Below are 25,633 nucleotides of genomic sequence, written 5' to 3' on the forward strand. Positions count from 1 at the left end.
AAGGCCCTTGCCCCTTACAATCGGCGTATGCTATTGTAATGGTGTTCTCATTAGGGCTGTCCAACACAAGGGAACGAGATCACCTACATGTTACTCAATAGGCATATTGTCCTCGGCGTCTGTGGGGGGATCGCCTGCTATAAAGCGGTCGATCTGGCCAGTAAGCTACAGCAAGCTGGCGCGAAGGTAGACGTCATTATGACGGAGCACGCCGAAGAATTCGTTCGCCCACTAACCTTTTCAACGATGAGCCACCGCCCGGTCTATAGCGATCTGTGGGAGCCCTCAGGGGAGGCCGCGGAGACACATATTAAGCTGGCGGAGGAGGCTGATATCCTGGCGATTGTACCAGCGACCGCACAGACAATCGCGAAACTGGCTCATGGTTTCACCGATAATATGCTCACCACAGTAGCATTGGCGACGCAAGCACCCTTACTCCTGGCTCCTGCCATGTATAAAGATATGTATGCTCATCCTGCGACACAGGCCAATCTGGAGGTGTTGCGACAACGAGGAGCATATGTTGTTGAGCCAGCGGTGGGACGCCTGGCATCAGGGGCGGTTGGACCTGGCCGCCTACCAGATACAGACCTCCTTATGGGGGCCATACGCCTGACCCTGGGTCGCCGCAGTGGAGACCTGGCGGGGAGGCGCGTCATCGTGACGGCTGGCGGGACACAGGAGCCAATTGATCCTGTTCGCTATGTGGGGAATCATTCTTCGGGAAAGATGGGCTACGCCATTGCGACAGAGGCGCGTGATCGTGGGGCTGATGTCGTCCTGGTGACAGGGCCGGTCTCGCTTCCCGCTCCTTATGGGGTAGACCTGATTCGGGTAGAAACGGCCTCACAGATGCGTGATGCCGTCATGGCCACTGTACACGATGCTGATGCCCTGGTTATGAGCGCTGCCGTCGCCGATTTTCGGCCCGCTCATCCCTCTCCTCAGAAAATCAAGAAACACGCGGGAGAGCACCTAGCCATAACCCCTCCTGGGCAGCAGGGGCAGGCGACACCAGACGCTGACACTTCTGGTGGCGGGTTTTCAATACACCTGGTCCGCAATCCAGATATCCTGGCTGAATTGGCCTCTCTTCAGGCAGCGCAGCCACGAAGCAACGCTGGAGAGCAGCCGCGACCGCGGCGACTCGTTCGCGTTGGCTTCGCAGCGGAAACTGAGAACGTCATCTTGAATGCACGCGATAAGCTCGTGCGTAAACAGCTCGATCTTCTCGTGGCAAACGATGTGATGCGCTCAGATAGCGGTTTTGGGGCGGATACTAACAAGGTCTACTTCTTCCATGCCGATGGGTCAATGGAAGACTTGCCCGTTATGCCCAAAGCAGGCGTTGCGGCGGCGATTTGGGATAGAGTTATATCCCTTTTGGCGTAGGGTAGCTGGGGGGGACGTGGCGCTGTGATGGGAGCTTTTGTTCTAGATATATTGGGTACGAAAAGTACGCAGGAGGAGAATCCCCGATGGATCGCACTGCTAGCGCTGGTTTTGAAGGCATCGCTCAGATGCTGCTCGAGCAGAAAAAATTAATGGATGCGTTGGAAGCGGAGAACCGCGAACTTCGTCGTCAACTGGCTGATCTACGCCGTGGCGTCGGCATCGCCGTCGTCATCGAAGGCAAGACAATTCAGCTGGCAACCGATGGCGGTAGCGCCACCAACCCACAGTCGCAGGCCGCACTGCAGAGCCTGCAATCACTTCAGGGCACCCCTCAACCAACAGGGCAGAACACCTACAATCAGCCGGCACGCTCCAACAATGGGCAGAGCACCGTCAACCTGAATGGCGACAAACGGGAGAACAATAACAACGCTCGCAGCCCACTCGCCGATAGCTTCGTGCTCTAAGTGGGACGACGCTACTAAAGTACGCGTCTACATATCATGGTATCAGTACGCGTCTACATATCATGGTACCGTCATATGTAGATCGGCCTATAGGCAGCACTCACCCCACTCACTACCAAATCTATCACGAATCGTATACTCTGTCGCATCCAAATTGGGAACCCCTTTCGGGTTCCCTCTTTTTGATATAAGGGTCCCGTTTACGTCTTTCCTGATAGAACCATCCGCCCGCGAAAATAATTACCGGCGAACGTTGAAATTGATAAAGAGCTATCCGACCGCGCTGTTAAAGCACGCGCTTATATATGATGAGACGAGAAATGCCGTACCATTATATGTAAGCGCGTGCTTTAACAGCGCGGCCCCGCCACGTTGAAGGAGGATTCTTCATGATTTGCCCCCGTTGCCATAATCAGGTTGCCGACCATGTCAAGTTTTGCGGCACCTGCGGGCAGGATATGCGCGCGGCACAAGCGGCGCCTCAGCACCCCTCCGGGGCCTATAGCGATCCGCAGCCAGCACCAGCTCAAGCCTATGTTCCCCCCAACCAGTTTGAGGAGTATAGCAACAGCGTCTTTGGCAATGTAGTTCCTCGCTCCGAACTGCATAACCCCAAGGGTCCCCTACATATCGCGGACATGACCATCACTATCGATGGTGAACTGGTCCCGGTCGTCGATATCATGCTGGGCAACCAGATGCCTATCTATTTCGAGCATCACATCCTGCTCTGGAAGCACCCTGGGGTACAACTGGGCTTTAAGTCAATGCGCGGCGCGGCGCGGCGCTTCTTCGCGGGCCTACAGATCTTCATTGGCGAGGCCCAGGGTCCTGGCAACATCGCCTTCTCACGCGATTCAGTGGGGCAGATCGTGGCGCTACGCCTGCAACCCGGCCAGATGGTCGAGGTCCGTGAACACCAGTTCCTGGTTGCCACGGGCAATGTAGATTACAACTTCACCTTTGTCCAGGGCGTCTCCAACATCCTCTTCAGCCGCACCGGCCTCTTTGTCGACCAGTTTACCGCGATGGGCAGCGAGGGCATGCTACTGCTCCATGGCTATGGCAACGTCTTCGAGAAGATGCTTGCCCCCGGCGAGGTCCTCGATATAGAGCCTGGAGCCTGGCTCTGGAAGGATCCCTCGGTCCGCATGGAGATGACCACAGTGGCCGGCTCCCAGCGCGGCGGTGGTGGTATCCTGGGCGCGATCAGCAACTTTATGGCTGGCTCCTCTATCACGCTGAACCGCTTTATCGGCCCTGGTCGCGTGGGTATCCAGTCCATGACCTATCATCCACCCACGGCCGAAGGCGCCTCCCAGGCGGGCGGCCAGAACAACATGAATATGAACATCGGCGGCCTGGGCGACCTCTTCTAGCATTTATACCTCGTCAGCAATGGAAGGGGTGTGATGGCAGGCAAAGCCTGCCATCACACCCCTTCCATTGCTGACGAGGTAACACTACCTTATGCGCTGGCGGATGAGCCACCGTTCCCGTTCTTATCTTTGTTGATACGCAAGATCTTGAGCATATATTGCTCAGAGTTGAGGTAATAGGGGTTGCGCTTGATATATTTGCCAACCACCGAAATAGGATGCAGTTTGAGCATCTCTACCACCAGGCTGGGCAAGAGCTTGCTGTGATCATAATGGATAAGCGCGATGATTGGTGCATTTTGGAAGGTGAAGACCGCGTCCGAGGCCGCTTCATACTTCAAGACCTGCTCAGGGGTGGCAATATCTTTTGAGAGCCAGGTCATATCAATAGAGATGCGTACCGCCTTCCAGCCCTCGCGCAGGGCCTGGGCAATGAATGTCTGGTGCGATGAGAGCAGGTAATAGGGGTCAAAACGCTTCCCCGCCGCCAGGAAAGCCTCGCGCTCTTCAAACAAAACAAGCTGACCCGAGGCCTCAAGTTGCTCTACATCAATCTGCAATTTTTGTAGCTCGTCGCGAAACTCCTTCACCTGGGCGGGTGCGGCCGCGAACATGCACTTCTCTTGTGAGAGCAGGCCGACTTTCATCAAACGCGCCGTGACACCTGGTATCTCTGTCACCTTACTATAAAGTTGGCAGATATGTGAGCCAGGGGGAATGCGCTCAGATTTGCCTTCAACACTAAGATCCATACCTACCTCCACTGGTGCTATTTATTGGCCTGTTCCTTGCGTTGCTCTCGCAGACGCACAGAGCGGTTAATACTGCTCACGGCGAAGGCCGCGGTCGCTCCAAATATAATGATACCTGCCAGAAACACAATCGTCAGCAACGTGATTAACTTCCCGGTGCTTGATTTGGCCGCGAGCCCCACAAGCAGAGTACATAGTACCATGGGAAGCGTAAACACCAGCCCCCACACAAGCATGACTCTCCACCTCTGCCCGGGCGTGATGGTCTCATTCCCACTAAAGGGCAAGAGTATGCGACGAATGAGCGAATAATCCTGCGGCTGGCTCATAAAGCTATGGTTGCCTCTCTTTACGTTGATACTGTAACCAGCGCGAGAGCATTTCCTCCGCCTGGTACAGAATATGTACTTCATTTTGATAGGTCAGACGACGACAAGCTTCATGCAAGGGGAACCACTCCACCATATCATATTCACAATCATGGAAAGAGGTATCCCCACCAACTGCTTCCAGCAGAAAATGACGCACTTGTTTATGGTATCGTACCTGGTCTCGCACAAAAGAGTATGAGATACTGCCCACATAAGTGATCAATCGTACCTCAAGCCCTGTCTCCTCGCGCACCTCACGAACCGCAACTTGCTCAGCTGTCTCGCCAGGTTGAGGTGTTCCCTTGGGTAAAGCCCATATTCCCGCGTGGCTACGCCCAACCAGCACTACCTCCATGCTGCCCGCTCTCTCCGCTTGCTCATGCTCTCCAGCATATGCCTCGTGCTGCAATAACAATTGCTCCGAGGCCCGCATCGGAACCAGGCGAAACACGACGCCCCCTGCCGAGTACGCTCGCATTGTGCGGTATCGCTCCATTTCTCGCGCTTCAACCCCCCTCTAATTGTACTGAATAGGTCTATAGATGAATGAATTACTACCATGTTACCAGATTGGCAGACTGGTAGCACACTCTATTTTCCCATTCAGTTCGTCATCATTGACTATTTCGCGCTATACACGCCCATATCTCATGACAACCCAGGCGTATCTCGCTAGCTTCTCTATCGTAGACGAATATCGAATACACTATACAACATTTTTTCCATCCTGCCCCGTCCTTAGCCATCCTTGGCGATTAGAGCAGATCACGCAAGAGCGCTACTCACGTACGCGCCTACAAAGGCGGCTCTCCCATCAGTAGGGGTCCGCTTTAGCGCGTCCAAAGGCGATTCATCGCCTGTAGGCGCAGCCCAAAAACGCCTCTGTCTGCACCATCGTGAGGCAAACACGCCTCCTCAAAAAGCAGGCTTACGCCGCACTGCCGTGAATGGCATTTGGACGCGCTAAAGCGGGTCCCTACCGAAATGGAGTGCATCCATTTTGCGGTTTAAAATTATGTGTGAGTATAGCGAATGCGCTTCAGAGTGTCAAGCAAGATAACTCAAGATAACACGCGGCGTAATGCATTGAGGCTCTTCGTCGGCACGTCGGGGGTGAGACAACCTCCAGGCGCGAGCAGTAGATGCTTTCCACCCGTGGCTTCAAGCGCACTACCAACCTCGTCCTGCACCTGGCTGGGGCTGGCGCCCTTCTGGAAGGCCCCCTGGCTCAAGCCGCCCATGACAACTTTCCCTGAGCGGCGCTGCCCATCGCGCAAGTCGGGATTCCCACTCGCCTCGCTCGCCCAGTTGATGGCATGAATGGGATAGCTCGCCAGCAGGTCAAAATGGATGTTCGCGCCACTATTATGGAGCGCCGTACACTTGCTGCGACTCTTCAGTGCGTCGAGAATCTCCTGGTCATACTGCTCGCCAAATTCACGATACTTGTCGGCGGTCAACTGCTCGGTGCTGGCCCAGCCATTGGTTTCATAATAAATACCATGCGCGCCCTGCTCCAGGCAGGCAATCGCAAACGAGGTAATCGTTTCAGAGATAACACGGAGCGCGGCATGCATGGCATTTCGATCCTCGCGCATCGTCAGGAGCACCTGTTCGCTCCCACCTACCAGGATCTGCGCCACCGCCAGGGGCGAGAAGACGGTCTCCATAAAATAGGCTTCAAAGCCCAGCGCGTGGTTGATCAGTTGTAGTACTAAAAGCTGCTCACCCAGCGCTCCCTGGTCAGGCTCGATATGCCGCAGGCGCTTCCAATCGGAGGAGCCACGAATGGGCGTGGCCTCCAACACAGGCGGCATATACTTCTCCGTGGACGGCTTATAGCGCGCTTTCCAGCCTTCCACAATATAGCTCGATCGCGGCGTGACCTTGACATAATCCCAGTCATAGCGGCTATAGCTCTCCAGAGTGGCCTCGGCCAACATCTGGGCGCTGCCTTCACGCTGGTAATCATGCCACCAGGCGCTCACCGGAACCCGGTCAACCGCCTCACCGCGTAGCACGGCTTCAACACGTTCCTTCTTATTCATGCTAGCTTCTTGATCCTTTCTCTGATGCGAGATCTACTGATTGTCTAGCTCTTTGAAGCGGTATCCAATACCACGTTCCGTGAGTATATATTTAGGATGGGCTGGATCTTCCTCTAGTTTCTGGCGCAAATAGGTGATGTAGAGACGTAAATAGTGGGCCTCGTCGCGATACTCTCGCCCCCAGACCTTTGAGAGCAGGGTCTCGTGCGTCATCAGCCGCCCCGCATTGCTCACCAGGTGATAGAGAAGACGGTACTCCGTTGGCCGCAAGACGACCTTCTTGCCGCGCACCATGACCTCGCGACGCGCGAAGTCTATTTGCAGGTCTTCGTCGACCACGATCTCGGTCTTGCGCGCCGGGGGGGACATGAGCGAGCGGCGCAGCAGGGCGCGAATACGCGAGAGTAGTTCGGGTGGGCTGAAGGGCTTGGCGATATAGTCATCGGCTCCCAGGTCCAGCCCGCGAATCTTATCTTGCTCGCTCTGGCGCACCGTCAGCATCACCACAGGCACGGTCGAGACCTCGCGAATGGCTTTTAAGGTCTCGAAGCCGTCCATCTCTGGCATCATGACATCCAGGACTACCAGGTCAGGCAGGTGCTCGCGTAGCTGATCAAGCGCCTCCAAGCCATTACTGGCCTCGATAACGCGGTAGTGCTCCATTTCCAGGTTCATACGCACAAAGTCGCGGATGCGTGGCTCGTCATCCACAATTAAAATGGTCATATCACGCTGGTCGAAAACTTCATTCTCCATCAAAACACCACCATCGGTAACTGTGCCTGCTTCTCGCGCGGCAGGCTAAACGAAAACGTTGACCCCTGACGCAGGGTACTCTCTACCCAGATCCGGCCCCCGTGAGCCTCCACGATGGCACGGCAGATGTAGAGGCCTAGACCCGTGCCTGGAGTGGACTGCGCCAGGGGATTGCCAATGCGGCGAAAACGCTTAAAAATCTGCTCCTGGTCGCGTAGTGAGATCCCCATGCCCATATCGCGTACGCTCACAATGACCTCGTTGCTGGTAGCACGCGCGGAAATGGCAATCTTAAGCTGGCCCGATGAATATTTGATCGCGTTATCCAGCAAATTTTGTAACACTTCTTCAATACGCTCGCGATCCGCCATGACACTCGGCAGGTCAGGCGATATCTCAAGCGTGGCCTGCAAGTCGGCGTAGCGAATCTGCAAGCGCCTGACGACTGTCTCGATCAGTGGCTCCAGATCCAGGGGCGCAATCTCCATCTGGAGGCCATTGGCCTGGATACGCGAGGCATACAGCAGGTTCCCCACCAGCTTATTTAAGCGGTCGGCCTCCTCTTCAATCGCAACCAACCGCGTCTGCAAGGCCTGGGGCGCGAGGCGACTCCCAATACGCGCCAGGGTCGAGGCATAGCCCTTGATGATGGCAATGGGCGTCTGTAGCTCATGCGAGACCACAGAGATAAAGGTCGAGCGCTGCTCCTCCTGCTCGCGCTCCAGCGTGATATCATGCACCGTGAGAAAGCCATTGAGCAGTTCCCCACGCGCTGAACGAACACAGGAGGCAGTTACACGCACATCGACGGGCAGGCCATCACGCGTGGTAAAAATCATCTCGCGGTTGACGACACGCTGGCCCGCGAAGGCCTGCAAGATTGGCGATTCCTGCAAGCTTAGTTCATTGCCCTGCCGGTCGCGAGGACGCAGTACCGAGAAATATAATTCCCCCAATACCTCGCTTTCGCGCCACCCGGTCAACTTCTCCATGGCGGGATTAAAATCAATGATCCTTAGCGCGCTATCGACGGTCAGGAGGCCCTCGGTGCTATAGCGAAAGATGGAAGCCAGGCGCTCCTGCTCGCTCACCAGGGCCTGCGCCTTAAAGGCACAACGCAGGGACGCGGCCAGTTGCACAATAAACATGAGCAGAGTGGCGTTCTCCTCGCCTCCCTCTTCCGCGTCGGAGTCATACGTACGCTTCCCCTGGCACACCCCCATCTTCTCTTCATGCACTTCAAAGCATGAGCGAGTACCGGTGGGGCGAAGAAAGTGCAGTGTCCCCAGCGGGCCTGCCGCATCAAAGACGGCGAGTGAGCAAACCTCTAGCTCGTGCCAGGACGCGTCCCTCTCCGGACCTGATGAAGGTGCTGCCTCAGACTCATGTGGCTCACCGCTGGCGTCATGCGTGCCGTTACTCTCCACCTGCTCCTCACCATACACCCTCCTGGCCCAGGCAGGCTCCAGAATCTCTATCACCATGGGGTGGCGCGAGGTAGGCTGCAAACCCTCCTGAACGCGCTGTAATAGATCAGGAGGCACCTCCGGGCGCAGGTGATAGGCGATATACTCAACGTTTCGCTGTGGATCAAAGGCCTCATTGGAGATGACAAAGACACCAGCATCGCTTCCTAGCAGTTGTATAGCGCTTCCAACCAGAAGAGTTACTTGGTCGTGCAGATCTTCGGACTGATGCAATTGAGACCAGGACATAGGAATAATAGACTCCACTCGACGTTTGATCTGGCAGATGTACGGGCTGGCCGGTTGAAAACCAGGAGTTCGTTAGAAGGTTAAAATTGCTTCTGTCAGTGTAGCACACCTCCTGGCAGAAAGAAAGATACTCTTTATGCGCACCTCCTGCTTTCTTGTCTTTTTTCCCCTCACTTGATATACTTTTCTCTCAAAACAGATCACCACTGCGTGGCTCACTGGGGTATTAGGATGTGTTGGTGGGCTGGCGGAGCCAGCCCACCAACACATCCTAATACCCCATGGAGACATACTGCTTCATTAACGACCGGAATATTATCATGCATTTTGATATTTTTACCCTCTTCCCTGGCATGTTTCAGGGGCCATTAACTGAGAGCATTCTCAAGCGCGCCCAGGACCGTGAGCTGCTGAGCGTGGCGCTCCACAACATTCGTAATGCCACAACGGATAAGCATCATGTCGTGGATGATTATCCCTATGGTGGTGGCGCTGGCATGGTCATGAAGCCAGATCCCATCTTTAACGCCATTGAGGCGGTTCACCAGGGCGGTCCCATCATCTACCTGACGCCCCAGGGACGCCTCTTTAACCAGCAGATCGCGCAGGACCTGGCACAGGAGTCGCGCATCACATTGCTGTGTGGGCACTACGAGGGCATCGATGAGCGCGTGATCCAGCACCTTGTCACCGATGAAATCTCGATTGGCGATTATGTGCTCACAGGGGGCGAACTTGCAGCCATGATCGTTGTTGACGCGGTGAGTCGCCTCCTGCCCGGCGTTCTTGCCGAAGGCTCGACCACTGAGGAGTCGCACTCCAGCCATATGCTGGAATATCCTCACTACACACGCCCGCCCGAGTTCCGTGGCTGGCACGTGCCCGATGTCCTGCTCTCGGGACACCACGAACAGATCGCGCGCTGGCGCCGCAAGGAGGCCCTGAAGAAGACGCGCCTGCGCCGCCCCGACCTTTACGCCCAACTCGACCTTACTAGCAAGCAAGATAAAAAACTGCTCAGGGAAATGGACGAAGAGGAGCGCGACAACCAATCCGGTAGGGACCCGCTTTAGCGCGTCCGAACGCCATTTATGGCAGTTCCGTGTAAGCCAAATTTTTGCTGTGGAACGAAGCGACTCATCAAGCGAGATATCGAAGGGAACAATTTGGGCTGCGCCCACAGGCGATGAATCGCCTTCGGACGCGCTAAAGCGGGTCCCTACCGAGTATTTGACGCCTTTTCGCACAATAGACAGTCTCATTCCACCACGCATTACTCTTCTTGGCGCCCTGCTGCTATATTACGTTTTGCGGCCTGCTGGCGGAGGAAGTCGTTACGGGCACGCTCTTCGGCGGCGATATCCTCCGCGACATCGGCCAGTGAGTCGCCAGACTCATCGGCGCGATGATGCGATCCACCACCATTGCTGCTATCCAGAATCTCTCGTGCACGCCCTCCTGGCTCGAACTGGCCGATAATGCCTCTATCCTCCAGCAGGTCGATCAGGCGGGCCGCGCGTGAATAGCCGATGCGCAGGCGGCGCTGGAGCAGCGAGATGGAGGCACGCCCATACTCACGCACGATCTCCTCGGCGCGGTCGAGCAGTTCATCATCCAGCTCCACGTCATCGGAATTTGGCTCATCCTTGATCTCCCAGCCCGGCTCAACCACCTGGGGCGCGGGCGTGGCAACTGGATCCTCAGCCCCCTCATTAGCGATGGCCTGGGCCTGCTTGCTCCAGTATTCCACCAGGCGCTCCACTTCCTCATCAGCCAGGAAGGCTCCCTGAATGCGCTCAGGGCGTCCTGCATCCGCCGGAAGATAGAGCATATCGCCGCGTCCCAGCAGGCGCTCAGCACCGCCCATATCGATAATCGTGCGCGAGTCCACGGCGGAGCTGACCATGAAGGAGATACGCGTGGGAATATTCGCCTTGATCAGGCCGGTGATGACATCCACCGAGGGGCGCTGCGTCGCGATAACCAGGTGAATACCAGTCGCGCGTGCTAGCTGCGCCAGGCGACAGATCATGGACTCCACCTCTTCGGGGGCGGCCATCATCAGGTCGGCCAGCTCATCAATAATGATCACGATTGCCGGGAGATTATTCAGCGAGGTGTCGCCATTGGCGATGCGCTCGCGGCGCATCTTGCGGTAACCGTCCAGGTTACGCACGCCCAGTTGAGAGAAGAGGCGATAGCGCCGCTCCATCTCATTGATGGCGTTCTTTAAGAGCGGCACCACCTTATCGACATCAATAACCACGGGCGAGAGCAGGTGCGGAATCCCATTGTACAGGCTCAGCTCAACCATTTTGGGGTCAACCATCAGCATGCGTACATCATCGGGCGTGGCCTGCGTCAGGATGCTGGCGATAATCGTATTGATACAGACGCTCTTGCCAGCTCCAGTCGCGCCCGCGATCAGCAGGTGCGGCATACGCGCCAGGTCACCCAGGCGCACCTGACCGGCTACGTCCTTGCCCAGGCCAATAGAGAGCTTGGACTTCCCCTTCGCGGCGAGATACTCTTTGCTCTCCAGCACCTCGCGCAGGGTCACCATGCGACTGTTCTTGTTAGGGACCTCCACACCGACGTAGGGGCGGCCAGGGACGGGTGCCTCCATACGAATCGTTTTGGCTTCGAGCACCAGGGCCAGGTCGTTTTGCAGGGCCATGATGCGGCTCACACGCGTGCGCGTCTCATAAACGATATTCCCGGCGGCATCGAGTGCGGGAATCATCCTGCCGGTTTTGTCGTCCTTGATCATCGAGGCCTTGCCCGTGGGCCGAATACCGAAACGAATCACGGTAGGCCCAATGCTGATATCCTCCGGGCGCACCTCGGCATTGACATGGAAGCTGTGCAGGGTCTCCTGAATCAGGCGCGCCAGTTCAGCCGTGTCGTCACCATAGGCCTGGAGCTTGGTCTCTTCGGCATTATTGAGCAGTGTGTTCTCTGGCAGTTTCCAGCGCGAGACCACGTTCGGCATGACCTGGGATGGAACATTCTTCGCGCCCTTAGGAATTTTGGGGACGGCCTCTGCCCCTGGCAGATTTATCGCCTGCTGCTCCTGGCGCTTGCCCAAGCGGGGATTGGGCGCGAGCGGCTCCATACGGCTGTTCGCGATCTCTTCGCCACGTTTTGCGCCTGCGCGCCGCGCCTGGCTTTCATTAAAGGGCAGTTCCTGCTGGTTAGCGCCGCGCACCGAGTTGGCATAGCCCCTGGCGTCGAGCGCCGGGGGAACCTTGAGGTCCCGGCGTGGCACGGAGCCAACGTGGTGCTTATGAATATTGATATCGTTGCGCGGGTCATCGTCTTCGTCATCAAAGCCGAAGTCCTGCTCAAACTCAACATTCTCATCATCCTCTTCGTCCTCATATTGCTGAGGAGGAGCGGAGCGCCTCTTGGCGGCCATCACGATCTGCTGTACTGCCTCGCGGTCATTGGGGATCGTTGGTGTCTCGTCGATCTCCTCCTCTTCCTCCTCATCATCCTGGGGCCCAATCTTAATACCAGCGCTGCGGCCAAAGCGACTGAAGCGCGGGCGCTGTCCCAGGAAGGCGGAGATCCGCCGCCTCTCGCTCAACTCCATCTCATCAGACTCACCTGCACGCGGTAGGGGATCAGCGACCAGGTGCTGGAAGAAACCCACGACAAGCAGAACATGGCCAAAGGTGATACGGAAGGTAAGGATAATAGCTAAGATAATCAGGCCAATCAGGCCCACGTGTGCGACCGCGGTCGGCCAGCCCAGGAGTGGCAGCGCCAGCAGGTCGGCCAGCACGCCCGCCTTGCCATAGCCCAGCAGCAGGCGACTCTCCACGAGAAGCAAGAGCCAGATAACGACCAGTCCCCAGACCATAGAGAGGCGCACCAGGCGTTCATTGCGCAAGCCTTCCATTAAGTGAGCGGCGGCGAAGAGCACCAGCCCGATGGAGAGCGGATAGGCCGACCAGCCAAAGAAGACGAGAAAGAACTGGTTAATATTGCGCAGAACGGGAACCTTACTAAAGAAGGTCAGCGAGCCAAAGAGGAGCAGAGAAAGCACCAGCAGCACACTACTAAATACCCGCTGGCGCTGGTGTGCCTCCAACGAGGCCCATTTCTGCTGCGCCCACTGAAGAAAGCGTGTATCGCTGGTGGCAGGAGGGGGAGCGGCAGAGCGAGGAGACGCGCCCGGACGACTAGAAGCCACGCCCTTCTTGCGCCCGCCCGACACAGATGCTCCACGACCCGAACGTGAAGGCGAAGACGAAGCGCTGGCACGCGTACGCGGAGTCTGCCCCTGGCGCGAAGAGGGAAGGTTCGTGCGCTGCTCCATTTGAGCCTTCTGTACGCTTTGCGAACCGACCGCGCCCGCGGCGCTACTCACGCGCGAAGTGCCGCTTACCTGACTCTTCGCCTCTTTTTTCGAGCTACTACCAGCCATAATGAGGTTCCCTCCTGAGTGCATAACGTCGGAGACACCCGTTATGATAGCGCAGATGTTCAAAAGAAGCAAGTAGCAGAACAGGAGTTTTTCCCGCCTGATGAGGTTGTGGTGCTGCATGCAGCACCACAACCTCATCAGGCGGGAAGGACACTTCCCTGCCAGAGCTGCATGGAACCGGTGCGCAGGGCCAGGAAGAGTGTCTTGCCATCAGGGGTCCATTGCAGCACGCTGGAGGCGATCAGGTCCGCCGCCTCATCGTTATGATCACTCACGGAGACACCATACACACGCCAGAGCGCGCCCGTATTGGCGTTATAGAGCAAGAGGCGCTCTCCTTGATGATCATACACCGCCAGCACCTGGCCATCGGGCCTCCAGGCAAACGTCTTCGTCTCCAGACCTTTAGATTGGGAGCGCAGAAGCATCTCAAGAGCTTTATCATGCACTGGCAAGACCGGCAATTGATCCAGTGAGGCTCCCTTCAACACATCCGGCGCTAAGGGCGCTTGCCCGGGTAGGCTTATACGCGCTTGCCAGTAGAGGATAGCCATGTAGCGCCCATCACTCGACCAGCTCACACAGGAGGCATTCCAGACATACTGCCTCTCCGGCGTCGTATCCAAGACCTGGACCTTTCCAGGCTGCCAGAAAGTAAAGGGCTCTCCACTATGTACGCTTCCCACATTCGTGCCGGAGAGCGTACCTGCTGGCGGATGTACCAGGTGCCCTTGCCCATCCCATTGTAAGCCAGTATTGGCGCTGGTCTCCAGCACGCGCTCAGCTTGCGGAACCTGGATGCCCTTCAGCACATCCCAGACCAGGCCCAACTCCATAAAGCTCGAAGGAGATGCGGCACTGGACTCGTCAGTGGCGAGGTAGATATGCGTTTGTTTCGGCAGATCGAGCACATACAGGCCCGCCAGCGTCCTGAGCGTCCCTACAAACATCGAGTTCCTGGGTGTCAGAGCCAGTTGGAAGGCGCAAATCACCTTCTTGCTATCAGGTGACCAGCTCACAGTAAGATAGTAGATATCGCTCACATCCTCCGTCCTCAACTGCTGCTTATGAACGATATCGAGAATCGCGTTAGCGAGGGCAAACTGGCCCAGGAGACGCTTCGAGTGTGCGTCAAAGAGTTTGAGCCTGGCATTACCAGTGCGCCCCTCGATACGAGAGAGCGAGGGCAGATAACAATAATCGCGCTCCATGACCGCGATCACCTCTTTATTGGGGGCCAGTTCGGCATCATTGATGCATGACTCACCCATATCCAGGGTATTCGCGGAAGTGATGGGTGGCTGAGGCACGAATTTACTAGCGAACCAGGACCAGCTTCCACTGGTCAGGAGCAACGCCACCAGCCCCACACAGAAGGCCGCCGTTACAAAAGGCACTTGCACGCTCCGCCTCCGCCACAGTGGAAGAGGCTCGCGCGACTCCGGCAAGGCGGTCTTCTCCCGCGATGGCAGTGAACTCTTCCAGACATCTTCCGGATCATTCTCGAAATCGCCCAGGTCGACGACCTCCAACTCCATATCATCATCGTCTTCGTACGGCTTCATGCCCCATTGCCTTTCACTGCGCGCCGCGCTATTTTCCTACTTACTACTATAACACGCAAAACAGCGCCAAACCGTACAAAGCCTGTGCACAAAAACGCACATAAAAATGGGTCTGGGCGAATGCCCAGACCCATTTTTATGTGCGTTTTTTAAACTTCCATGACGACCGGCAAGATCATAGGACGGCGGCGCGTCTTCTCATAGAGATACTCGCTCAACGTGCTCTTGATCTTGTCCTTCACAAAGGACCAGTCGGAGCTATGGCCGTTCAGGCCACTGAGAGAGTCAATCACACGCTCGCGAGCGCTCGTCAGTAACTCCTCGGCATCGCGCATGTAGACAAAGCCACGCGTCACGATGTCGGGGCCCGCGATAGGTAGACCAGTCTCCTTATCGACGGTGAGCACCGCCATCAGGATACCATCCTGCGACAGTACCTTGCGGTCACGCAAGACAATCTGACCCACGTCACCCACGCTCAAGCCATCAACATAGACATTCCCTGAGGTGGTATGTCCAACCATCTCGATGCGCTCCTGCGTCAGCTCAATGATATCGCCATCCTCAGCAACCACGATGTGCTCCTCAGGAGTACCCAGCGAATAGGCCAGCTTCGCGTGCAGGATCAACTGGCGATACTCGCCGTGAACGGGGAGGAAGAACTTCGGACGCAGCAGACTCAGCATCAGCTTCAACTCTTCCTGCGCGGCGTGTCCGGAGACATGCACATTGGAGAGGCCCTGGTAGAAGACCTCAGCCCCCTGGCGGAAGAGGCTATTAATTGTGCGATGCACCATCTTCTCATTGCCCGGCACCGGAGTCGCGGAGAGAATGACCGTGTCCGCTTCCTGAATGCGCACCAGGCGATGATCCTCGTTCGCGATACGTGTCAGAGCCGATGTTGGCTCACCCTGGCTTCCTGTACAGATGATCACCACCTGCCCGGGATTGAACTTATTGATGTCCTCGGCGCGAATCAACATACCCTTCGGCACACGCAGGTAGCCAAGCTCAATGGCCATCTGCACATTGTTGATCATGCTGCGCCCAACCAGGGCCACAAAGCGCTCATAGCGCTCCGCCGTATCCACCACCTGCTGCACACGCGAGATCAGCGAGGCAAAGGTTGCCACGATCACGCGCCCGGGCGCATTGGCGAAAATCTTGTCCAGCGAGTCATTGATGACGCGCTCGGAGGGCGTATAGCCGGGAGACTCAACACGTGTGCTATCGCCCATCATGAGCAGCACACCCTGGTTGCCCAGCTCTCCCAATTTACCAAGATCGGCGGGCTTGCCATCAACGGGGGTATAGTCGAACTTATAGTCGCCCGTATGCACAACAGTACCGATGGGCGTGCGAATGACAATGCCAATCGCATCGGGAATGCTATGGTTGACGCGGAAGAACTCAATCCCACAACTTCCCAGTTCCAGCTTATCCTCGGGGGAGATCACGTTAATGATCGTCTTCTCAAGCAGCCTATGCTCTTTCAGCTTCACCTGAATCAACCCCTGCGTCAGGCGGGTCGCGTAAATGGGGGGGAAGTCAAGCATTGGCAAGACGTAGGGGAGGCTACCAACATGGTCTTCATGTCCGTGCGTAATGAGTATTCCACGTATACGGTGCTTCTTATCAGCCAGATAGCTCGTATCAGGGATCACCAGGTCCACGCCAAACATCTCGTCATCTGGAAACATCACCCCCACATCCACGATCAGGATGTCATCACCATACTCGATGACCATCATGTTCTTACCAATCTCGCCCAAGCCACCCAGGGGCACCACTCGAATTTTATCCTTCGTCAATGTATAAAGGACCTCCTAATGAACTATATGTGTATCACGATGTGACAAACGTATCTCTTTTGTGTTGTATATATCTTCACTCCTGCATCCGCCACAGGAGGTAAAGGCAAAATAAGTTATATTATTCCATTTGACAGTGTAGCATAGCAGGTCATAAAACACAAGCAAGGGGTAAGGGCCTAGAACCGTGCCGCCCCACATCGCCCCCCAACCATAAAGTGATGTTATGTTTCACTATCGGCAAATCTATAGCTTTTCTCTACTTACTATAACAAACGAAAGAGGTAAAAGCATCCCCAGGCAACCCAAAAAGGCAGATATACATGCCATCATTCGCAAAGGGAGGCGCGCTCCACCGCAGGCGAACCAATTTTTGCGCGCCGCCAAAAAAAGTCGCCAAAGGGGCTTGACGGTTCGCAAGAGACATGCTATATTATGTCCTGCGCCAAGGTAGCTCAGTTGGTAGAGCACAGCACTGAAAATGCTGGTGTCGCCGGTTCGATCCCGGCCCTTGGCACTCTTAAAGAAGAGGCCCGCGTGCAAGAGCTTGCACGCGGGCCTCTTCTTTGTTCTCATATGCTCGTGACAGCAAAACTGACAGCAACCAGCCTCCCCAACCACTGCCTATGCCGGTTTATGCGCCTATTTATGCCGCTCCGCCCCTTTATTTCGTCGTTGCTCCACCACCAGATAGACATAAAGGGATTGCCATTGCCGGGTTCGTCCTGAGACTGATAAGTCTGATAGGCTTCATTCTACCATGTGGGATGGGAGTCATCCTTCCCTGCGTAGGCATTACATTCTCGGCCCTTGGCCTGAACTCAAGACAATGCCGAGGTCAAGCCATCACCGGTCTGATACTCTCCATCCTGGGCTTGCTCTTAGTCATCGCATTCTATATCATAATCTTCCTACTTGCATTCATCTGATAGTTTTCTTCAAAAAATCACAATCCCCTCTGAAAGGGAGGCTATCAACACACAGGCTTCACTTTTCTCTACTTGACACGTTTAGCTAGAGAGAGTTATTAAGATAAAGGAGTCAAGCCACTTATGCAGCAATTCATGATACGCCCCTGTCCTGAGTGCTGACACTTATACACAAATATGAAAGTGTGCAGAAGATCCTCAGCATGGTGCGAGGGAAAGGTGTTGAAAAAAACGCCCCTTGATGCACAATGATGTGCTTTCAGCTTGACGAGACAAGCGACTTTTTCACCAAAAGTGTGTCACCTCTCGTATGGGGGAAAACGAGGCACCTGCAGCGCATCGCTTCCGTGTTCTTTCTCAAGATCACATATTTGTGTATAAGTGTCAGTCCTGAGTGTGGGGGCCAACGTATTCCAACGGCCATCGAGTATGGTTTTCACTCATATCCTTTTCGTGTGTTCCCAATGGTACAAAATCCTAAAAACGGCAAATGGTCCACAGATCAAGCCACAAACACGCCACTGTCCGCTCTTACCTGTATCAACTGCGGCTACACAGCCTGGTATGCCTCCGAACCAAAGGATCTCATACCACAAAAGTAAGTTTACAAATAAATTAGGGGCGCAGTCATTCATCCTGCGCCCCAGGAGCATGCATTGACAGAATTACTTAGAGAACAGGAGCGCATCAAGCAAAGAAATAAAGAAATACAAGAGTTATGCTTTTCCGAGAAATTAGCATTAGGCCGTATTTTGGTATGTTCTCACGAGGTAGAAGGATTGCGCTATAGATGCCCATGTTGCTGCTACAAAACATTAGCAAGCAGGGGAAGTTATGATATTTGTTCTGTCTGCTTTTGGGAAGATGATGGACAAGACGACCACGATGCTGACACTATCCTTGGTGGACCCAACCATAGGTTAAGTCTAACGAAAGCACGAGAAAACTTCCGGAAGATTGGCGCTTGCGAAGAAAGATTCCTTAAATTTACGCGTCCTCCACTCCCAGAAGAAGAGTAGCCCTCATAGCCTAATGCAAGAAGAATACCTATGAAGAAGAGACGTGTTCCACATAGCCCTCAGCCTAACCAATGGCTCTTTACCTGTCCAATCAATACATTAACAAGCACCATTGCTGCCACATTGGGCATGGTCAGTAGTGGTATCACAGAAGTCGACGCGCACACGTGGCAGGGTGAATGGGATATGGCCAACGCCTTTGTGCGCGAATATGGTTATGATGAGCCCATCCTCTCTGAATTTCGTGAGGGGCACAGAGTAAACTGGGATGCCCTGGAAGACTGGATGTTTATCCGTGCATACATCAATAACGCAACCCCACCAGCGCCTAATAGCAACTTTGTGGGCGAGCTTCTGGTTATTCGTCGGGTTCGACCAGGGCAAGAAAAAATACTGGCATTTGTAGCCAGTATGGTTGCGGCTCACGTGAAGTGGGAGAGCAAACGCCACCATCCTGACCCAGTGCTGGCAGTACGCCCCCTGGCCCTAGTTCTGGAGGGCTGGGAGAAGCCAGCCCTGATCAGGAGCGATGCTGAATCCTGGATAGTTAATGGGTGGTAAGAGGTAAAGCTGGTTCAAGTTTGTGCCTGGGGATAAGGCAGCCGATCCCCCAGCCAAGCAGTGCTGAGAACAGCAGATTGGCCCAGACGGCGAAAAACACCAGGGCAGGGGTAATCATGATACCATTGTCGTTAAGGCTCGGGGCCAGCAGACTCACAGGGATAGAGACCAGTACGCTCACACACGCCATCACCAACGCCCACAATAAAGTTCGGCTCTTCTTCCACGTGCGACGTAACCCCCAGGTGCTGCCAACCGCGACGAGCATTGCCAGCACATAGGAAAGGAATATCAGTTGGATCAACCACGTCGGGACATGCGTGGTGTAATCAATATACTGTCCATTAAAGACTGATAGAGAGTATGGCAGAAACAGCCAACCCCCAAGCAATGGAATCGCGGTATTCAAACTATTCTGCGGGATCGCGATCCCAAGCACAATTCCTACGATCAGAGCCACTAGCAGTGGTATAATCAGCCACGCATACTTTCGCATATCTTGCAGCATAATCCCTCCAGATATCTTTTATTATTGCAAGCGGGTAAGAACCTGTAACAAGAATATAAGCTCTAAAAAGGAAGAATGTATGGGGCAGATGTCCCATTTGCATACAAGGGTGAGAAACACGAAGAGGCTGAACTTTTCCACGCTTGACACGTTTAGCTATAGAGAATATTTAGAAGAATCAAGAGTGACCATGCATTTTGGCCCGCCGCCCCTGCAGGAGGAGCCTGGTAGATGTCCCGTTTACAAGCACTATCTTTTTCTCCGGCATGGGCGTGGTGTACGTTTATACATCACTAATAGCTTGCAAGATGCCGACACCGATAGCAGGTGTATTTATGAGCAACTCGGGAACTGGTTCAGGGGCCAGGGTAGTGTCTTCTGTTTTGGCGCTCTTGGTGCTTAATATGCAGGTCATAATTTCTACAAACACAATGCGAAGGAAGAACAATAGATGATAGCTTTAAAATGATTGTATGCCTACTATACATGGATAAAAGCGCTTTTGACAAGTTAAAATGCGCATATAGAAGAAATTGGAAGTGGGTACGTGTTTCTGCTATGCTATGTCAGGTAGAGTTATCGGCACGACGCTGTTGAAGCACGCGTCGTGCCACCCGAATCTACCGTATATCACTGTGGTATTTTTCTGAGCAAGGACTTTAGCGTGAAAACGACCAGAACAGAACGCCTCGCCCTTCTTCAACATCAGATTGAGCGCCTCGAGGCCCGTCGCGCCAGGCGTGAACTAAAATCAAACTACTTCGCCTGGCAGCAGGTCATGGCGCTGTTGCTTGGCTTTGTGATTAGCTTTGTGTTGCTCGCGATCTTTCGCCCGCTGGGTGTGCTAGCCATCCTGGGCGCCATAGCGTACTTCTACTATTCTCGCAAGCAACAGGTGGCCTACAGCGATAGCGCGCTCAAACTAAAAAACCTGGTACAGTTCTATGAGACGCAGGTCGCCCGCGCTACGCTGGACTGGGAGCATATTCCCGCTGTGCCAGCCAGGAGCGAGCAATCAGATCATCCCTTTGAGAACGACCTGGATATCTCGGGCGAGTATTCGCTGCACCAATTGCTTAATACGGCTTTCTCTCATGAGGGTTCGCTGCATCTGCGCAAGTGGCTTTTGCAGCGCGAGCCAGACCTGGAGACCATTCAGCAGCGCCAGGCCCTGGTGCGTGAACTGACCACACAGACGCGCTTTCGCCACAAGCTGGCCTTTCACTCGCTCTACACAACGCGCTACATGAGCGAACTCTTTGATGCCAAACGCATCCTGCTCTGGCTGGCCCAGGATGACGCGCCGCGTCCGCCACGCTATAAGTTACTCGTCCCCTGCGTCTTGACGGTGATCCTACTCGCATCTCTCCTGCTCTACGCGCTGGGAATATTTCCCGTGATGGTCCCTCTGGTCTCGCTGCTGGTAAGTGTGTCCTGGTCGCTCTTTACGATGCGCGACCGCCTGGCTCTCTTCGCGGACTCCTCTTTTATCAGCCAGAGCTTCGCGCAATTGGGGGATATCTTTGGCTACCTGGAGCACTATCCCTATCAGGAGGGTTCGCGCCTGCAAGAGCTATGCGCGCCCTTCGCGCAGGAGAAAGCCCAGGGTCCTACACACCTCCTGGCACGCCTACGTCGCCTGGCACGCATGGCCACATTCTCGCAGGACCAGGTGGGGGCACTCTTCCTGAATGCCATCCTACCGTGGGACGCTTATATCGCAGACCAGCTGGCCCTCTCCAAACAAGTCGCCATTACTAACCTGCCTCAGTGGCTCTCGGCCTGGTTTGAGCTGGAGGCGCTCTGCTCATTGGCGAATTTCGCTTATCTCAACCCTGAATACACCCTGCCAGAGGTAGTCGCCCAGGAGAAGCTGGGAGACGCGCCATTGCTCCAGGGTACGGCACTTGGGCATCCGCTGCTGGAGCCAGAGGGCAAGGTGACTAATGATATCAGCTTCGCACGTCAGGGCGATGTGATGCTGATTACAGGCTCTAATATGGCGGGGAAAAGCACCTTCCTGCGTACTGTAGGACTCAATCTCTGTCTGGCCTACGCGGGTGGACCAGTCAATGCGGCCTCGCTGCGTACCACGCTCTTTGAGCTCTGCTGCTGTATCCGCGTCGTGGATTCGGTGACAGATGGCTACTCATACTTCTACGCCGAGGTGCGACGCCTACGCCAGATTCTCTCGCGCTTGCAGGGCCAGCCACGCTACCCGCTCTTCTTCTTGATTGACGAGATTTTCAAAGGCACCAATAACCGCGAGCGCCTGATCGGCAGCCACGCCTATATCTATGCCCTGGCGGGCCAGCACTGCCTGGGAGCAATCTCGACGCATGACCTGGAACTGGTCGCACTCTCTGATGAACTTCCGCAAATCTACAACTATCATTTCCGCGAGCACGTCATCAAAGGCAAAATGAGCTTTGATTACTGCCTGCGTACGGGTCCCTGCCCCACTTCTAACGCGCTCAAGATCATGCGCCTTGAGGGCCTGCCCATTAGCTGGCCCGGCGCGCCAGCCGTCCCCGCCCAGCTAGAAGAGGTGTAAGTGTGAAAGGAAATGCAGTGGCGAGTTGGCTTTGCTAGCTCGCCACTGCACTTCCTTTCACACCTGGTCCTATGGTAGTTGCGTTTGCTATTCTTTGTCCGTTTGTACATAGAGCGACCAGAGTCAGAAGTACAACAATCGTAGAGGATTTTCGATGCAGGCACAGAAAGAGTTAGAATCACGTACGATACCATTCTGGAAACGTATTTTTCCGTATATTAGTTATCTTCTAGAGGGGAAACAGGCCGACCATAAGCAGAATACCATTGCCGCGCTGGACGGGGTACGCGCCATTGCCTGTTTGATTGTCGTGGCCTTCCATCTCTCATTGATTACGACGCGAGATGTGCCTTTATGGACAGCTTCGCAATTCAATCCCCTCTTTTCGGCGGTGGCTTTCGCGGGCGATACAGGGGTCAATCTCTTCTTTGTCCTCTCAGGTTTTCTGCTCTTTATGCCCTTCGCAAGTGCTATTCTCTGGCGCAAACCCCGCCCCTCATGGAAGCGCTTCTACCTGCGGCGTATCTTCCGTATCCTGCCCGCTTACTATGTCTCGCTGCTCTTGATGATCCTGCTCTTTCGCCCGAATTATCTTAGCATCCATCATTGGCAGGGCCTGCTATCTTTTCTGTTTCTCTTTATTGACTCCTCGGCCGATGCTTATAAGCAGATCAATGGTCCCTTCTGGACATTGGCGGTGGAATGGCAATTCTACCTGGCCTTGCCCTTCATCGCGCTAGGGATTGCCTTTCTGGTAGAGCGCTGCTCACAGCGCTCAAGCAATCCCCGTATCCGCCTGGGGTGGATCATAGGTAGTCTGCTTGTACTGGCTGCCTGGGGCGTCTTTTCACGCTGGCTGGGCATCTACCTGGTTGCCAATCCACAGCTCGCCACCACGCGCCTCACGAGCTGGTTGATTAATCTCTTTCTCTTCTTTGGTTTTGGCGCACCCGTTGCTGGGCTCCATGGCAAGTTCATGGAAGATTTCGCCATGGGTATGCTAGTCAGTACGCTCTATATCTATACTCAGAGCAAGTCTGGCAAGGGCGAATCCCAATATCCCATCACATTAGCGAGCTGGCTGGGTCGCTTGAGCCCTGTGCTTTTCGTGTTCGCGCTCCTATGGCAGTTAGCAATGTTTGCCTGGAAATTTGCGCAATCAACGCCCCAGGCATTTCCATTCTTCACGCAATCTGTGTTCACACCAGCGAATTACGCGACCTATGCTGAACTGGGGTATGGCATTGGCTATGGCCTGCTCATTCTGGCGATTCTCTTTGGTCGAAGCTGGCTAAAACGTCCCTTTGAGTGGACGCCGCTCCGCTGGCTTGGCCTGCTTTCATATGGCCTCTATATGTGGCACTTGAATCTGGTACGCCTTCCCACCAGCTTTGTGGCTCGGCATCCCGAGTGGCCCGCCTTGTTGCGTTACTCCGTCTACTGGGGCTGGTTCGCCATCTTTATTATCCCCCTGGTCTTCCTGCTCTTCGTCGCCGTTGAGCGCCCCTTTATTCAGTTTGGCGCTCGCCTGACAAAGGCCACAAAAAAGCAGGCGGCTCCTCATCAAGAGGAACCACCTGCTACTATGTCATCCACAGTTACAGTCGAAGACACCCATTCGCCTGGGCTTAGTGAGCCAGGTCCAGCACATATCCATTAGCGACGAGAATTTGATAGGTAAAACCTCTCCTTGGCGCATACTCATCGACGATGGGGAGAGTATATTGATTGTCGCTTTTCACTACATAATCACTATAAATGGGGAAGACATAGGCCGCCTTGCGATCCGCACTTACTATGTCATAATAGTGATGATAACGATTATGGCTATCCTGGAGTTGCCCATTCACCACTGAGCAGATGACACGCTCATTGCTCAAAAGCATAATTTTGTTGCATGTCCAGTAGTCACTATAGAAGTGGGTAACATGATGACTCAACAGCGTATCGATGAGGGCCATGTCGCGAGCATTATTCGCGCTAATCCTTGGCACCTCCGTATAGGCCTTCACGGACCCCACAACTAGTAGGGCGCCAACCAGTGCCAGCAGAGCGCCACAGACAACGCGCCGGACCTGCACCAGCATACGTAACCGTGCCTGAACAGAGATAAAACCCTGCCAGAGAGGCCAGAAGATGGCGGGAGTCGCCACCAGAAAACCGATCAGATAGCGGGCATGAATACCTGGCCAACCAACGGGGGCATAACTAAAGGCATAGAGATAAAAAGTAAGGACCGCGCTGATGAGCAATGTCAGGTGAATGGCCTGGCGGCGCAGCCAGTGTGTAGATTCCAGCGTAGCCGCTTCTAGCTCGACCTGGCGATTACCACGCCATTCTCTCCAGGCTCCCCACAGGCCCCAGAGCGCCAGGAGAATCGCAATCCCCAGGAGCAGCATATAGCTATAGCCCCAGGTTTCACGAATCAGGTTACAGCTTTGCGAATACGAGGTGGTTGGTCCCAGCAAGGCCAGTTCATTGGCCTGGCAGAAAGGCTCACCCGTCATCATAGGGACGCTGATATCGATAGCATGTTTGAGCGCCAGGATTTTTAGATGCGTCGTCATTCCACCGCTGTTACGCAAGTCATTGAGCACAGAGAGCGAGTCCTCGCCAGGGGCAGCGTGCAGGTTGTAGTAGAGCATGGGGAATGTCCCTACCAGCAAACCAATGAGCGCAGCCAGGGGCGTAACCAATTGCAGCAGTTCACGCCAGCAGAAGACCATGAGGAGCAAGCCCGTCATCAAGACGAAGGGAGCACTAAGCATATCATCCCAGAGGCTCGTGCCCGCGATTAGTCCCCAGGCCAGGTAGACGACAATACGCCAACGACACTCACGCAAGCGTTGATATGGACGATAAGAAATAACGAGCCAACTCGCCAGCAAGAAGAGGAGTGAGCCAAAGAGCAGCGTCTCTGTATAGCCACCGATAGCCGATAATTCCCGTGCCATTACAAATGACGAGCCAGTTCCCAGGAGAAACAGGCAGAACAGCGCCCAGCCCTTGCTATAGACGAGGCGCGTCAGCAAGTAGATACTTATCAGAAAGAGAGCAAAGATCAGCAGCAGGCCGAAACGCAGCATAAAAAGCGAGGGGCCAAAGAGGCGAAAGAGTAGGGCGGCAACATAGGCCTGGTGTGGTCCCATGTAATACTGACCATAATAAAAGGTGGGATGCTCACCGTTAAACGCGATGTGCAAGCCCATCAAACCAACCGTACCTTCATCGCTATTTGTCGCCGGCCATCCCTGACTGATTAAACCCAGGCGGATCACAAATGCTAGCACCAGCAATCCCACAAACAATAATTCGTGAGTGCCGATTTTTCTATTTTTTAGCAACTTCATACAAATAACACCTTAAAC

The 25,633-nt window shown here is 54.7% G+C and carries 20 protein-coding genes and 1 tRNA gene; 9 read left to right on the plus strand and 12 right to left on the minus strand.

Features of this window, described 5'->3' with window-relative positions:
- Positions 1–87 precede the first annotated feature (87 nt).
- The 3 genes from coaBC (at position 88) to KTE_RS12275 (ending at position 3,244) form a co-directional block, all read left to right on the plus strand.
- Positions 88–1,395 carry a bifunctional phosphopantothenoylcysteine decarboxylase/phosphopantothenate--cysteine ligase CoaBC gene (gene coaBC / locus KTE_RS12265; protein ID WP_201381336.1) on the plus strand — a complete coding sequence of 436 codons (1,308 nt, stop codon included), beginning with the start codon at positions 88–90 and terminating at the stop codon, positions 1,393–1,395.
- Between the two features lie 86 nt (positions 1,396–1,481).
- The gene (locus tag KTE_RS12270; protein ID WP_201381338.1) at positions 1,482–1,865 is read left to right on the plus strand and encodes a hypothetical protein; all 384 of its coding nucleotides are present in this window, start codon (positions 1,482–1,484) and stop codon (positions 1,863–1,865) included.
- Between the two features lie 389 nt (positions 1,866–2,254).
- A complete protein-coding gene (locus tag KTE_RS12275) occupies positions 2,255–3,244 on the plus strand; it encodes an AIM24 family protein (RefSeq protein ID WP_201370435.1) in 990 nt (329 codons plus the stop codon).
- An 89-nt stretch (positions 3,245–3,333) separates the two neighbouring features.
- Here KTE_RS12275 and KTE_RS12280 read toward each other — a convergent pair whose 3' ends face one another.
- The 6 genes from KTE_RS12280 to KTE_RS12305 form a co-directional block, all read right to left on the minus strand.
- The gene (locus tag KTE_RS12280) at positions 3,334–3,996 is read right to left on the minus strand and encodes an MEDS domain-containing protein (RefSeq protein ID WP_201370434.1); all 663 of its coding nucleotides are present in this window, start codon (positions 3,994–3,996) and stop codon (positions 3,334–3,336) included.
- Positions 3,997–4,013: 17 nt separating this feature from the next.
- A complete protein-coding gene (locus KTE_RS12285; RefSeq protein ID WP_201370433.1) occupies positions 4,014–4,325 on the minus strand; it encodes a hypothetical protein in 312 nt (103 codons plus the stop codon).
- 4 nt (positions 4,326–4,329) lie between these two features.
- Positions 4,330–4,845: an NUDIX hydrolase gene (locus KTE_RS12290; protein WP_201381340.1), complete on the minus strand. Its 516-nt coding sequence runs from the start codon at positions 4,843–4,845 to the stop codon at positions 4,330–4,332.
- A 583-nt stretch (positions 4,846–5,428) separates the two neighbouring features.
- On the minus strand, positions 5,429–6,415 hold the full coding sequence (locus KTE_RS12295; RefSeq protein WP_201381342.1) for a uroporphyrinogen decarboxylase family protein: 987 nt from the start codon (positions 6,413–6,415) through the stop codon (positions 5,429–5,431).
- 33 nt (positions 6,416–6,448) lie between these two features.
- A complete protein-coding gene (locus KTE_RS12300; protein WP_201370429.1) occupies positions 6,449–7,171 on the minus strand; it encodes a response regulator transcription factor in 723 nt (240 codons plus the stop codon).
- Complete coding sequence (locus tag KTE_RS12305; protein WP_201381344.1) at positions 7,171–8,886, minus strand: cell wall metabolism sensor histidine kinase WalK; 1,716 nt, start codon at positions 8,884–8,886, stop codon at positions 7,171–7,173. The genes KTE_RS12300 and KTE_RS12305 overlap by 1 nt, the downstream gene beginning before the upstream one ends.
- A gap of 320 nt (positions 8,887–9,206) precedes the next feature.
- On the opposite strand from KTE_RS12305, the gene trmD reads away from it, so the two are divergent.
- Positions 9,207–9,959 (plus strand): tRNA (guanosine(37)-N1)-methyltransferase TrmD, encoded by a 753-nt coding sequence (gene trmD / locus KTE_RS12310; protein WP_201381347.1) that lies wholly within the window; start codon positions 9,207–9,209, stop codon positions 9,957–9,959.
- A 200-nt stretch (positions 9,960–10,159) separates the two neighbouring features.
- On the opposite strand, the gene KTE_RS12315 is transcribed toward trmD, so the two are convergent.
- From KTE_RS12315 to KTE_RS12325, 3 genes are all read right to left on the minus strand, one after another.
- A complete protein-coding gene (locus KTE_RS12315) occupies positions 10,160–13,318 on the minus strand; it encodes a DNA translocase FtsK (RefSeq protein WP_201381349.1) in 3,159 nt (1,052 codons plus the stop codon).
- Between the two features lie 137 nt (positions 13,319–13,455).
- Positions 13,456–14,883 (minus strand): hypothetical protein, encoded by a 1,428-nt coding sequence (locus tag KTE_RS12320; RefSeq protein WP_201381351.1) that lies wholly within the window; start codon positions 14,881–14,883, stop codon positions 13,456–13,458.
- A 149-nt stretch (positions 14,884–15,032) separates the two neighbouring features.
- On the minus strand, positions 15,033–16,694 hold the full coding sequence (locus tag KTE_RS12325; RefSeq protein ID WP_201381353.1) for a ribonuclease J: 1,662 nt from the start codon (positions 16,692–16,694) through the stop codon (positions 15,033–15,035).
- 444 nt (positions 16,695–17,138) lie between these two features.
- Between KTE_RS12325 and KTE_RS12330 the strand changes: the two genes are divergently transcribed.
- The 3 genes from KTE_RS12330 (at position 17,139) to KTE_RS12340 (ending at position 19,203) form a co-directional block, all read left to right on the plus strand.
- Positions 17,139–17,211 (plus strand) — tRNA-Phe (locus tag KTE_RS12330).
- Positions 17,212–18,279: 1,068 nt separating this feature from the next.
- The gene (locus KTE_RS12335; RefSeq protein WP_201381355.1) at positions 18,280–18,642 is read left to right on the plus strand and encodes a CPCC family cysteine-rich protein; all 363 of its coding nucleotides are present in this window, start codon (positions 18,280–18,282) and stop codon (positions 18,640–18,642) included.
- A 30-nt stretch (positions 18,643–18,672) separates the two neighbouring features.
- Positions 18,673–19,203 (plus strand): hypothetical protein, encoded by a 531-nt coding sequence (locus KTE_RS12340; protein WP_201381357.1) that lies wholly within the window; start codon positions 18,673–18,675, stop codon positions 19,201–19,203.
- On the opposite strand, the gene KTE_RS12345 is transcribed toward KTE_RS12340, so the two are convergent.
- Together KTE_RS12345 and KTE_RS48840 are read right to left on the minus strand one after the other, a co-directional pair.
- Positions 19,190–19,711 (minus strand): hypothetical protein, encoded by a 522-nt coding sequence (locus KTE_RS12345; protein WP_201381359.1) that lies wholly within the window; start codon positions 19,709–19,711, stop codon positions 19,190–19,192. The two genes, KTE_RS12340 and KTE_RS12345, sit on opposite strands and share 14 nt — an antisense overlap.
- A gap of 283 nt (positions 19,712–19,994) precedes the next feature.
- Entirely contained in the window at positions 19,995–20,126 is a 132-nt protein-coding gene (locus KTE_RS48840) for a hypothetical protein (protein WP_255552888.1), read from the minus strand.
- 249 nt (positions 20,127–20,375) lie between these two features.
- Between KTE_RS48840 and KTE_RS12350 the strand changes: the two genes are divergently transcribed.
- Together KTE_RS12350 and KTE_RS12355 are read left to right on the plus strand one after the other, a co-directional pair.
- The gene (locus KTE_RS12350) at positions 20,376–22,265 is read left to right on the plus strand and encodes a hypothetical protein (protein ID WP_201381361.1); all 1,890 of its coding nucleotides are present in this window, start codon (positions 20,376–20,378) and stop codon (positions 22,263–22,265) included.
- 154 nt (positions 22,266–22,419) lie between these two features.
- Positions 22,420–23,925 (plus strand): acyltransferase, encoded by a 1,506-nt coding sequence (locus tag KTE_RS12355; RefSeq protein WP_201381362.1) that lies wholly within the window; start codon positions 22,420–22,422, stop codon positions 23,923–23,925.
- Here the strand turns inward: KTE_RS12355 and KTE_RS12360 are convergent.
- Positions 23,894–25,615 (minus strand): hypothetical protein, encoded by a 1,722-nt coding sequence (locus KTE_RS12360; protein WP_201381363.1) that lies wholly within the window; start codon positions 25,613–25,615, stop codon positions 23,894–23,896. The two genes, KTE_RS12355 and KTE_RS12360, sit on opposite strands and share 32 nt — an antisense overlap.
- Between the last annotated feature and the right edge of the window lie 18 nt (positions 25,616–25,633).

Source organism: Ktedonobacter sp. SOSP1-85, assembly GCF_016587415.1.
GTDB lineage: Bacteria > Chloroflexota > Ktedonobacteria > Ktedonobacterales > Ktedonobacteraceae > Ktedonobacter.

What these genes read in the sequence shown, in the direction of transcription:
- coaBC (WP_201381336.1), top strand. Translation starts at nt 88, where the DNA reads ATGTTACTCAATAGGCATATTGTCCTCGGCGTCTGTGGGGGGATCGCC.
- KTE_RS12270 (WP_201381338.1), top strand. Translation starts at nt 1,482, where the DNA reads ATGGATCGCACTGCTAGCGCTGGTTTTGAAGGCATCGCTCAGATGCTG.
- KTE_RS12275 (WP_201370435.1), top strand. Translation starts at nt 2,255, where the DNA reads ATGATTTGCCCCCGTTGCCATAATCAGGTTGCCGACCATGTCAAGTTT.
- KTE_RS12280 (WP_201370434.1), bottom strand. Translation starts at nt 3,996, where the DNA reads ATGGATCTTAGTGTTGAAGGCAAATCTGAGCGCATTCCCCCTGGCTCA.
- KTE_RS12285 (WP_201370433.1), bottom strand. Translation starts at nt 4,325, where the DNA reads ATGAGCCAGCCGCAGGATTATTCGCTCATTCGTCGCATACTCTTGCCC.
- KTE_RS12290 (WP_201381340.1), bottom strand. Translation starts at nt 4,845, where the DNA reads ATGCGAGCGTACTCGGCAGGGGGCGTCGTGTTTCGCCTGGTTCCGATG.
- KTE_RS12295 (WP_201381342.1), bottom strand. Translation starts at nt 6,415, where the DNA reads ATGAATAAGAAGGAACGTGTTGAAGCCGTGCTACGCGGTGAGGCGGTT.
- KTE_RS12300 (WP_201370429.1), bottom strand. Translation starts at nt 7,171, where the DNA reads ATGGAGAATGAAGTTTTCGACCAGCGTGATATGACCATTTTAATTGTG.
- KTE_RS12305 (WP_201381344.1), bottom strand. Translation starts at nt 8,886, where the DNA reads ATGTCCTGGTCTCAATTGCATCAGTCCGAAGATCTGCACGACCAAGTA.
- trmD (WP_201381347.1), top strand. Translation starts at nt 9,207, where the DNA reads ATGCATTTTGATATTTTTACCCTCTTCCCTGGCATGTTTCAGGGGCCA.
- KTE_RS12315 (WP_201381349.1), bottom strand. Translation starts at nt 13,318, where the DNA reads ATGGCTGGTAGTAGCTCGAAAAAAGAGGCGAAGAGTCAGGTAAGCGGC.
- KTE_RS12320 (WP_201381351.1), bottom strand. Translation starts at nt 14,883, where the DNA reads ATGAAGCCGTACGAAGACGATGATGATATGGAGTTGGAGGTCGTCGAC.
- KTE_RS12340 (WP_201381357.1), top strand. Translation starts at nt 18,673, where the DNA reads ATGAAGAAGAGACGTGTTCCACATAGCCCTCAGCCTAACCAATGGCTC.
- KTE_RS12345 (WP_201381359.1), bottom strand. Translation starts at nt 19,711, where the DNA reads ATGCTGCAAGATATGCGAAAGTATGCGTGGCTGATTATACCACTGCTA.
- KTE_RS48840 (WP_255552888.1), bottom strand. Translation starts at nt 20,126, where the DNA reads ATGACCTGCATATTAAGCACCAAGAGCGCCAAAACAGAAGACACTACC.
- KTE_RS12355 (WP_201381362.1), top strand. Translation starts at nt 22,420, where the DNA reads ATGCAGGCACAGAAAGAGTTAGAATCACGTACGATACCATTCTGGAAA.
- KTE_RS12360 (WP_201381363.1), bottom strand. Translation starts at nt 25,615, where the DNA reads ATGAAGTTGCTAAAAAATAGAAAAATCGGCACTCACGAATTATTGTTT.